Origin of the sequence: Pseudomonas sp. NPDC088885, assembly GCF_044750025.1 — a bacterium.
GTDB lineage: Bacteria > Pseudomonadota > Gammaproteobacteria > Pseudomonadales > Pseudomonadaceae > Aquipseudomonas > Aquipseudomonas rustica.
Window position 1 is genome coordinate 1,038 of the sequence record NZ_JBIVJB010000123.1, and the last position, 9,734, is coordinate 10,771.

9 protein-coding genes are annotated in these 9,734 nt (G+C 60.9%); all 9 read right to left on the bottom strand.

Features of this window, described 5'->3' with window-relative positions:
- Positions 1–348: 348 nt before the first annotated feature.
- The 9 genes from ACIP1X_RS25925 to fliF all read right to left on the bottom strand — a co-directional run bounded on the left by ACIP1X_RS25925 (position 349) and on the right by fliF (position 9,733).
- The gene (locus ACIP1X_RS25925) at positions 349–1,710 is read right to left on the bottom strand and encodes a flagellar hook-length control protein FliK (RefSeq protein ID WP_400755697.1); all 1,362 of its coding nucleotides are present in this window, start codon (positions 1,708–1,710) and stop codon (positions 349–351) included.
- Positions 1,711–1,815: 105 nt separating this feature from the next.
- The gene (locus ACIP1X_RS25930) at positions 1,816–2,163 is read right to left on the bottom strand and encodes an Hpt domain-containing protein (RefSeq protein ID WP_053118368.1); all 348 of its coding nucleotides are present in this window, start codon (positions 2,161–2,163) and stop codon (positions 1,816–1,818) included.
- 31 nt (positions 2,164–2,194) lie between these two features.
- Entirely contained in the window at positions 2,195–3,898 is a 1,704-nt protein-coding gene (locus tag ACIP1X_RS25935; RefSeq protein ID WP_400650101.1) for a SpoIIE family protein phosphatase, read from the bottom strand.
- 5 nt (positions 3,899–3,903) lie between these two features.
- Positions 3,904–4,209: an STAS domain-containing protein gene (locus ACIP1X_RS25940; protein WP_159812646.1), complete on the bottom strand. Its 306-nt coding sequence runs from the start codon at positions 4,207–4,209 to the stop codon at positions 3,904–3,906.
- A gap of 154 nt (positions 4,210–4,363) precedes the next feature.
- The gene (gene fliJ, locus ACIP1X_RS25945; RefSeq protein ID WP_053118362.1) at positions 4,364–4,816 is read right to left on the bottom strand and encodes a flagellar export protein FliJ; all 453 of its coding nucleotides are present in this window, start codon (positions 4,814–4,816) and stop codon (positions 4,364–4,366) included.
- 6 nt (positions 4,817–4,822) lie between these two features.
- The gene (fliI, locus tag ACIP1X_RS25950) at positions 4,823–6,181 is read right to left on the bottom strand and encodes a flagellar protein export ATPase FliI (protein ID WP_212544229.1); all 1,359 of its coding nucleotides are present in this window, start codon (positions 6,179–6,181) and stop codon (positions 4,823–4,825) included.
- A complete protein-coding gene (gene fliH, locus ACIP1X_RS25955) occupies positions 6,171–6,977 on the bottom strand; it encodes a flagellar assembly protein FliH (RefSeq protein ID WP_400755698.1) in 807 nt (268 codons plus the stop codon). Before fliH ends, fliI begins: the two co-directional genes overlap by 11 nt.
- Before the next feature lie 4 nt (positions 6,978–6,981).
- On the bottom strand, positions 6,982–8,001 hold the full coding sequence (gene fliG, locus ACIP1X_RS25960) for a flagellar motor switch protein FliG (RefSeq protein ID WP_053118356.1): 1,020 nt from the start codon (positions 7,999–8,001) through the stop codon (positions 6,982–6,984).
- Positions 7,994–9,733 carry a flagellar basal-body MS-ring/collar protein FliF gene (fliF, locus tag ACIP1X_RS25965; protein WP_400755699.1) on the bottom strand — a complete coding sequence of 580 codons (1,740 nt, stop codon included), beginning with the start codon at positions 9,731–9,733 and terminating at the stop codon, positions 7,994–7,996. Before fliF ends, fliG begins: the two co-directional genes overlap by 8 nt.
- Position 9,734 lies beyond the last annotated feature (1 nt).

Below are 9,734 nucleotides of genomic sequence, written 5' to 3' on the forward strand. Positions count from 1 at the left end.
CGTACTTCGCAAGCATCCCCCAATCAGTCCCCTCTTCCTCCGAGAGAGGGCTAGGGTGAGGGGCTTTGTGATCAAACATCGACCTGAAAGACCGGGTCGATTACAGATTCACAGCAAAAACATCAGGTCGGCGTACTTCGCAAGCATCCCCCAATCAGTCCCCTCTTCCTCCGAGAGAGGGCTAGGGTGAGGGGCTTTGTGATCAAACATCGACCTGAAAGACCGGGTCGATTACAGACTCACAGTAAAAGCATCAAATCGGCGCACTTCGCCAGCATCCCCCAATCAGTCCCCTCTCCCTCCGGGAGAGGGCTAGGGTGAGGGGCTTTTGATTGGGTCAGCGATCAATCAGGCGTAATAGTCGACGGCGCTGCTGCCGATGACGCTGGTGGTGTTGGCAGCAATTTCGGCCGCGCTGACCGGGGCAATTTCTTCATCTGCAGAATCCAGACGACCACCCGCCGCGCTGGTGCGCCCGCTCTGCCCCTGCTGCGCCTGTTCCTGACCTTGCTGGCCCTGCCAGCCACGGCTCTGGTCAGACACATTTACTTCAACCTGACCCATGCCCTGCTGCGTGAACATCTCGCGCAGTCGGTGCATCTGGCTGTCGAGCGCCTCTCGCACGCTCGGATGCGCACTCATGAACGTCACTTGGGTCTGCTGATCCGGCACCAGATTCACGCGGATATCCAGGCGCCCCAGCTCGGCCGGTTGCAGCTGAATGTCCGCCGCCTTCAGATTGGCGCTGGACAGGTACATGACGCGGTTGACCACTTCTTCCGTCCAGCCGTTCTGGTGCATGGCAATCGGCTGATTCACCGGCACGGCGTTCGCGGTTTTTGGTGTGGCAGCCTGCGTCAACGCAGCGAGACGGTTGGCGAAATCATCAACGCGGGTATCGCTGGTCGCAGTCTTGAGGTCTTTGAGACCGTCATCGATCAGGCCGCTGAACGCTTTGTCGCCGCCCTGACTGGTGCTGTCCTTGTCGGCTTGCACGTCGAGCATGCTGGCCATGCCGGCGGCGAAGTTCTGCGCCGAGGTCAATTCGCCGTCAGCCTGAGCCTGTGCCGAGGTGGTTTTCGGTTGCGCCTGGCTGGCAGCGGAAATATGCCCGCCCTGCTCCATCGCCAAACGCACCGCCGGCATCGAATCGAGCGGATCGGCTGCCGGGTCGAAATCGCTATCGGTCGAGGCCGCCGGGTCTTTGACTGCTGGCAACAAGGCGACCGCTGGTGTTTCGGCTTCAGGTTGCGTCGGTGCAGCGGCAACCGGGGCTGGCACCACAGGCGCAGCCACCGGTTGCACGGCGACGGCCAATGCCGGATCAAGCGCAGGATCAGTCACGCTGGCGTCGGCAACCGGCGTTTGCGCAGGATCGGTAGTGTCATCGCTGGCAGCGGCGTCATCGGCCGCCGCGGATTTGTCGGCAGGCAAGGCATTGCCGCTATCGGCAACCGCCGGAGCCGGGGCGGCAGATTGATCCTTGGCGAGGTCTTTCTTGCTAGCGCTGTCAGCGGCTTTGTCGCGCGCGGTTTTCGCCGGGTTATCGGTGCTGACAACTGGCTTGTTCGCCCCCTGATCGGCGAACACTTTGGCGAAGCTGGAGGCTTTATCTACGGGCTCTGCGGCCATCGCCGACGATTTGGCCGAGGCAGCTTGCGCCTTGGCCTGAGCGGCATTCTGAAGAAGGATATTGGGGGTCGCAGGCATGAAACGGTCTCCGCTGCACGGGGCTCGTAAGTACAGTTGAGAAAGTTGATTGCAAGTGCCGGGCCAGTTTCGCCGAACGCTTGATAAAAGCGTCCGGCGGCCGGTTCAATGAGTATGCGTGTGCTGCCGTTCGCTTTCGTAAACCGGGCGAACGCCATCAAATTCGAGGCTGATTTCAGCGACCAGTTTGACGATTTCAGCGGGACTTTTGTGTCTGGCGTCCGACTCCAGTGCCTGGCACAACTCGGCCAGGCGAACAGCGCCCATGTTGCTCGCGCTGCCCTTCAAGCTGTGAGCGACCTCCGACAGCTTTTCGGCATCGGCGGTCGCCTGCAGCTCCTGCAAGCGACTTTCGGAATCGGTCAGGAAGGTATCCAGCAAATCCGGATAGTTCTCCTCCATGACGTCACGCAAAGTATCGAGTACGTCGCGATCCACATGTGGGTCAGTCACTTGTTCACTCCTTGATCAAGAATTGCGCGGATTATGCCTGAACCTCCCAGAAAAACTCCACGCGGGCACTACGACCTTCGTCCGACCAACTGGCGTTACGCCCCAGTTGCCGCACCAGGCTGACCCCACGTCCCGACAAACGGACATTTTCCAGCGGCCGCTCCATCACCCGCGCCACGTCAAAACCCTTGCCGCTGTCTTCAACGCGAATCACCAGACAACCGCCCTGCTCTTGCGGCGTGACCTGCAGATGCACGCGCACGTAGCCGTCCTGCAACGCTTCCAGCCGCGTGTTGCGTTGTTCGTAATAACGCGCGAACCCCGCCGCATCGCGCTTGAGACTGGAATCGAGACCGAGCACGCCATGCTCCAGCGCATTGGAATACAACTCGGCGAGCACGCTGTACAACGCGCCGCTCTGCCCGCGCAGGCCATGCACTTCCAGCAGCAACTGCAACAGGTACGGCAAAGGGTTGAAGCGCTTGAGCGTGGCACCGCGAAACTCGAAGCTCACCGACCAATCGAGCGGGCATGACTGGCCGCTGTCGGAATACACCGGCGCCGTCGGCTTGAGCTGCGCCGGCGCAAGCAGGCTGACTTCAACCATGCTGACATCGTCGCGCGCCTCGCCACGAAAATCCCGCAGCGCCTGCTCGATGTCCTCGAACAACCGATCAGGCTCACGATTGGCGGCAAACACTTGCTGCAAGCGCTCGACACCGAACAGCTGATCATTGGCATCGCTGGTATCGATGACGCCGTCGGACAGCAGAAACACCCGATCATCGACGGCCATCGCATGCACTTCGGTGCTGTCATCAAAGGCCTGCGCGCTCAACACGCCGAGCGGTAAATGCCGTGCTTTCAGCGGAACCCGCTCACCCGTCGCGAGCCTGTGCAGATAACCGTCAGGCATGCCGCCGTTCCACACTTCCACCGAGCGCCGCAGCGAACTCAGGCACAGCAACGTGGCGCAACAGAACATGTCGACCGGCAGGATACGTTTGAGCTTCGCGTTCATCTCGCGCAGGGTTTCCGCCAGGCCGTAGCCCTTGGCGGTCATCCCGTAAAACACTTCGGCAAGCGGCATGGCGCCCACAGCTGCCGGCAACCCATGGCCGGTGAAATCGCCGAGCAGCACATGCATATCACCCGCCGGGGTGTACGCCGCCAACAGCAGGTCGCCGTTGAACAGCGCGTAAGGCGATTGCAGGTAGCGAATGTTCGGCGCGCTGAGGCAACCGGAGTGCGCGACCTTGTCGAACACCGCTTTGGCCACGCGCTGTTCGTTGAGCAGGTAATCGTGGTGTTTGGCGATCAGGTCGCGTTGCTGCAACACGGTGTCTTGCAGGCGGCGCAAGCGATCCATCGCCTTGATTTTGGCGGCGAGGATGATCTGGTTGTAGGGCTTCGCCAGAAAGTCGTCGCCGCCCGCTTCCAGACAACGCACCAGTGCTTCACTTTCGCTGAGCGAGGTCAGGAAGATGATCGGCACCAGCGTTTCGCCGGCCAGCAGTTTGATCTGCCGCGCCGCTTCGAAGCCGTCCATCACCGGCATCATTGCGTCCATCAGCACCAGTTGTGGCTGCTGCTGACGGAACAACTCGACCGCTTCGGCACCGTTGGCAGCCGCCAACACTTCGTGGCCCTGACGGCGGACGATGGTCGACAACAACAGGCGATCAGCGGCGCTGTCTTCGGCGATCAGGATGGTCAGCGGCTCTTGCGCCTGCATGGCCGTCACGTGATGTCGAAGAGTTTGTCGAAATTGGAGATGGCGAGGATTTTGCGCACGTCGGAGTTGGGGTTAACCACCCGAATATCCGAATCATCACCGCCCGCGTGATCCCGCAGGAGCAGCAGCATCCCGAGGGCGGAACTGTCCAGATAAGTGGTCTCTTTCAGATCCAGCTCGTAGGAGTTTGGCTCGGGGTCGACCCGTTCATAGGAATTGCGAAATTCCTGATGTTTGCCGAAATCGAATCGGCCTTTGACCGAGATTCTGAGCTTTTTCCCATCCGGTGAGACTTCTGCAACGACTGACATTGACTGGCTTCCTTGTCATTGACGAACGTGTACAAGGTTTAGCATCTGACTGACCTCGGGGCAAGAAACTAGCAACGTCAAAAGATCGCAGCCTTCGGCAGCTCTTACAGGGATCGCGTGTAGGAGCTGCCGAAGGCTGCGATCTTTTGATCTTCTAAAAGGGTTCATGCCGTGGCAGGCGCTGCGACAATTCGTCGAGCAATTTCTGCTCGCGTTTGTCTTCAAGCCGCTGGGCTTCTTCGCGGTAGCGCTGCACCAGTTTGCGCAAGCCTTCAACTTTAGCAAACGCCTGCTGCCAGGCCTCGCGCGCCTTATCGAGATTGTTCTGGTGCCAGTTCAGACTCTGCCGCTGCTGATCAACAGCCGTATCGAGTTGCGCCAGAAACCCCTGAAAACCCAGCAGCCACTGCCCGGTCACGCCGGTGCTGCCGCGCACGATCCACTGCTCGGAATAATCCAGACGAAAGGCATTGAGGTCGGCGAGTTTGCTTTCGGCCACCTTCACCTGGCCCTGAAAGTAACCGAGGCGCTGCACGGCGGTTTTCTCGGCTTTTTCAGCCATGTCCACCACCGGCGCCAGACGCGCGGCTCGACTGACGGCAGCCATGACCGGTTACCCGCCCGCCGCTGGGGCGAACAGGGTTTCCAGGTAGGCCTGACTTTCACCCATGTTGATTTTGTCGTTGAGCCCCTGACGCTGGTAGCGCACCAACTGCGGGTGCAGCGAGATCGCAAGATCGGTTTCGCGATCGCCACCGGCCACGTAAGCGCCGACGCTGATCAAGTCGCGGCTCTGCTGATAGCGCGACCACAACTGCTTGAAATACTGCGCACGCTGCATGTGCTCAACCGAGACCACGGCCGGCATCACCCGGCTGATCGACGCTTCGATATCGATGGCCGGGTAATGACCTTCCTCGGCCAGACGCCGCGACAACACGATGTGGCCGTCGAGCACGCCTCGCGCCGAGTCGGCAATCGGATCCTGCTGGTCATCGCCTTCGGACAACACGGTGTAGAACGCGGTAATCGAGCCACCGCCCTTCTCCGCATTACCGGCGCGCTCCACCAGTTTCGGCAACTTGGCGAACACCGATGGCGGATAACCCTTGGTCGCTGGCGGCTCGCCGATGGCCAGAGCGATTTCCCGCTGGGCCTGAGCGAAACGCGTCAGCGAATCCATCAGCAACAGGACGTTCTTGCCCTTGTCGCGGAAATACTCGGCGATGCGCGTGCAGTACATCGCCGCGCGCAGACGCATCAGCGGCGCATCGTCCGCCGGAGAGGCGACGACCACCGAGCGCTTGAGACCTTCTTCACCGAGGCTGTGCTCGATGAATTCCTTAACTTCTCGACCGCGCTCACCGATCAGCCCGACGACGATAATGTCGGCCTCGGTGAAGCGGGTCATCATGCCCAACAGCACGGATTTACCAACGCCAGTACCGGCGAACAGACCGAGACGCTGACCACGACCGACCGTCAGCAATCCGTTGATGCAACGAATGCCAACGTCCAGCGGCTCGCTGATCGGGTCACGGTTGAGCGGGTTGATCGTCGGGCCATCCATCGGCACCCAGTCTTCGGCTTTCATGCCGCCCTTGCCGTCCAGTGCACGGCCGGCGCCATCGAGCACGCGACCGAGCATGCTCATGCCCATCGGCAAACGTCCGGTGTCGGCGAGCGGCACCACGCGGGCGCCCGGGGCGATGCCGGCGACACTGCCTACCGGCATCAGAAAAACTTTGCTACCCGAGAAACCCATGACTTCCGCTTCCACCTGCGAGGGGTGATAGCTGTCGTCGTTGATCACCAGGCAGCGCGTGCCCATGGCGGCGCGCAGGCCTTCGGCTTCGAGGGTGAGGCCGACCATGCGCAGCAGGCGACCTTCAAGAATCGGCGCCCCGGCAATTTCGACGGCCTCGGCATAGCTGCTCAGGCGTTTGGCGAAACTGGTGCGTTCAAGGCGCATCGTTGGCGTCCGCGAGCGGCTCTTCAGCAGTGGCCGCCGGTTTTACGTCTTCAGGAATGTCCAGGCTCAGATCCGCTTCTGCCGGGTGCAACGCCTGTTCGTGCAACTGATCGAACAGTTTGGCCATGACTTGGCCGACGCGGGTTTCGATGCTCGCGTCGATGCGACTGTGCGCGGTTTCGACCCGGCAACCGCCCGGCAGCAGCGCTTCGTCTTCAACGATGCGCCAGGTTTCTTCATGACGTTCGCGCAGGGCTTTGGCCTGCTCGAAGTCCTGCGGATTGACGTACAGACGCACGTTGTCGACGCCCAGCGGCAACAGCTTGAGGGCGTCGCGCATGACGTGTTCGATCTGAGTCGAATCGATGGCCAGTTCGCGCTGGATCACCTGTTTGGTGATGTGTTGCACGAGGTCGACCAGCGACTTTTCGATCTGCGTATCCTGCTCGGCAATAGGCTCAAACAGGTTGGCCATCAACTGCTCAAGGCTGGCGAGTTTGGCGGCCAATGCGACTTCGGCTTCCTGACGCACTTTGAGAGTGGCGCTGTGAAAACCTTCCTTTTCGCCAATGGCAAAGCCCTCGTTGTAAGCCTCCTGACGGATGCTTTCGAGTTCTTCCAGGGTCAGTGGCTGGACTTCGTCCAGCGGCACTTCTTCCATTTCCGGCGGTTCAGGCTCGGGTTCTGGCTCGGGTTCCGGTTTTGGCGGGTCGAAGCTCGGCAGCGCCCAGGATTCGAAACCACGAACATCGCGGGCGCGGATCAGATCCGTCACAGACTCGTCATGCTTGTCCATGGGCTTAGATCATTTCCTCGCCGCCCTTGCCACCGAGGACGATTTCTCCGGCTTCGGCCATACGGCGGGCGATGGTGAGGATTTCCTTCTGCGCGGTTTCGACGTCGCTGACGCGCACCGGGCCCTTCGCTTCGAGGTCGTCGCGCAGCAGTTCGGCGGCACGCTTGGACATGTTCTTGAAGATCTTTTCTTTGACGCCTTCGTCCGAACCCTTGAGGGCCAGCACCAGCACGTCGGAAGACACTTCGCGCAGCAACGCCTGAATGCCACGGTCGTCGACATCGGCGAGGTTGTTGAACACGAACATGAGGTCTTCGATCTGACCGGACAGGTCTTCGTCGACCTCGCGGATCGAGTCCATGAGCTGGCCTTCGATCGAGCTGTCGAGGAAGTTCATGATGTCCGCCGCACGCTTGATGCCACCCAGGGTGGTGCGCGAGGCATTCGAGTTGCCGGAGAACTGCTTCTCGAGAATCTGGTTCAGCTCTTTCAATGCCGCTGGCTGCACGGTGTTCAACGACGACACGCGCAGGATGATGTCCAGACGCACTTTGTGGTCGAAGTTGCCGAGCACTTCACCGGCCTGATCGGGGTCGAGGTAGGCCACCACGATCGCTTGAATCTGCGGGTGTTCGTAACGGATCACGTCAGCAACGGCGCGCGGTTCCATCCATTTCAGGCTGTCGAGGCCGCTGGTGTTGCCACCGAGCAGGATGCGGTCGATCAGGCCGTTGGCCTTGTCTTCGCCCAAGGCTTGCGTGAGCATTTTGCGCACGTAGTCGTCGGAGCCGACGCCGAGGCTGGTCTGGTCGCCGACGATGTCGACGAACTCGCTCATCACCTGCTCGACCTGCTCGCGATGGACGTTGCCCATCTGCGCCATGGCCACGCCGACCCGCTGAACCTCTTTCGGGCCCATGTGGCGCAACACTTGTGCGGCATCGGTCGAACCCAGGGACAGCAGCAGAATCGCGGCTTTGTCGACCTTGTTCAGTTTGACGCTGGCGGCTCGGTTATCACTCATCTGCGTTAATCCACTCTTTCACGACCTGGGCCACGCGACCCGGGTCTTCTGCCACCAGACTCTTGATTGCATTCAGCTGCGCGTCATAACCCTCGCTCGGGCTAGGCAGCAGAATGGATTGCGGACCACCGAGGCTGACGCGATCGTTGGCCAGTTCGCCATCCAGACCGCCCATGCCACCGAGCTCGACATCGCTGCCCAGCGCCAGCTCTTTGCTGCGACCGCCGTTGGTGATGTTGTTAAGCACCGGACGCAGCACGCCGAACACCAGCACGAGGATGAACAACACACCCAGCACTTGTTTGACGATGTCCCAGAACCACGGCTGAGAGTAGAACGGAATGTCGGCAATGACTTCACCGCGTTCAGCGGAGAACGGCATGTTGATCACGCTGACGCTGTCGCCACGGCTGGCGTCGAAACCGACGGCGTCCTGCACCAGACGGGTGAAGCGCGCCAATTCGTCGGCGGTCCACGGCGCGCGGGTGGTTTCACCGTTGGCCGCGTTGACCTTGACCTGATCGTCGACCACCACCGACACCGACAGACGATTCAGGCGACCCTGCTGCTGTTTGGTGTGGCTGATCGAACGGTCGAGCTCGAAGTTCTTGGTGGATTGTTGACGCTTGTCTGCCGGGTACGGCGCGAGCATTGGCTGGCCGGTGGCCGGATCCATGATCTGCTGACCGTTGGCATCCACCAGTGGCTGACCCGGTTGCACCATGGCAGCCGGCGCGGCGGCATTGGCGGTGGTCTGCGGTGCCGAGGCTGGCGACGGCGGCTGGTTGCTCAAGGCACCCGGCACACCCTGCGGGCCATTGCTGGCGGTACGTTGTTCGTTGACCGACTGCTCGCTGCGCAACGCCGGTTGATCCGGGTTGAACTGCTCGGCGGTGGATTCGACGGCATTGAAATCGATGTCGGCCGAGACTTCAGCCTTGTAGCGATCGTTGCCCAGCACCGGTTGCAGAATGTTGTGTACGCGCTGGGTGAGCATGCTTTCCATGCGGCGGCTGTAATCGAACTGCTTGCCGGCCATGGTCATTTCGGAGTTTTCCGCCTGATCAGAGAGCAAGGTGCCCTTCTGGTCGACGACGGTGATCTGCGATTTGCTCAACTCGGGAACGGAAGTCGCGACCAGGTTGATGATCGCAATCACCTGACCCGGCTCCAACGAACGACCGGAGTACAGCTCGACCAGAACCGAAGCGCTTGGCTTGCGTTCATCACGGACGAACACCGAGCTTTTCGGAATCGCCAGGTGCACGCGGGCACCCTTGACGTTGTTCAGGCTGGAAATGGTGCGTGCCAGTTCGCCTTCGAGGCCGCGACGATAACGGGTCGCTTCCATGAACTGACTGGTGCCCAGACCTTGTTCCTTGTCGAGGATTTCGAAACCGATATTGCCGTCGCTGGGAGTGACACCAGCGGCTGCGAGTTTCATCCGCGCACGGGACAGGTCTTCGGCCTTGACCAGCAAGGCGCCGGAGTTCGGTTCGACGTTGTAAGGAATGTCAGCGGCGGCCAGGGTGTCCATGACCTGCTTGGCGTCCATGCCGGCAAGGCTGCCGTACAACGGACGGTAATCCGGCTGCTGCGACCACAGCACCACGGCAAAGCCAATCGCCACGCTCGCTGCCAGGCCGACCAACAGGCCCACCTGACGCAGCATGGTCATCTCGGAGAGGTTTTCCAGGAAGGACAAGCCGAACAGCGGCGGTTTGCCGTCTATC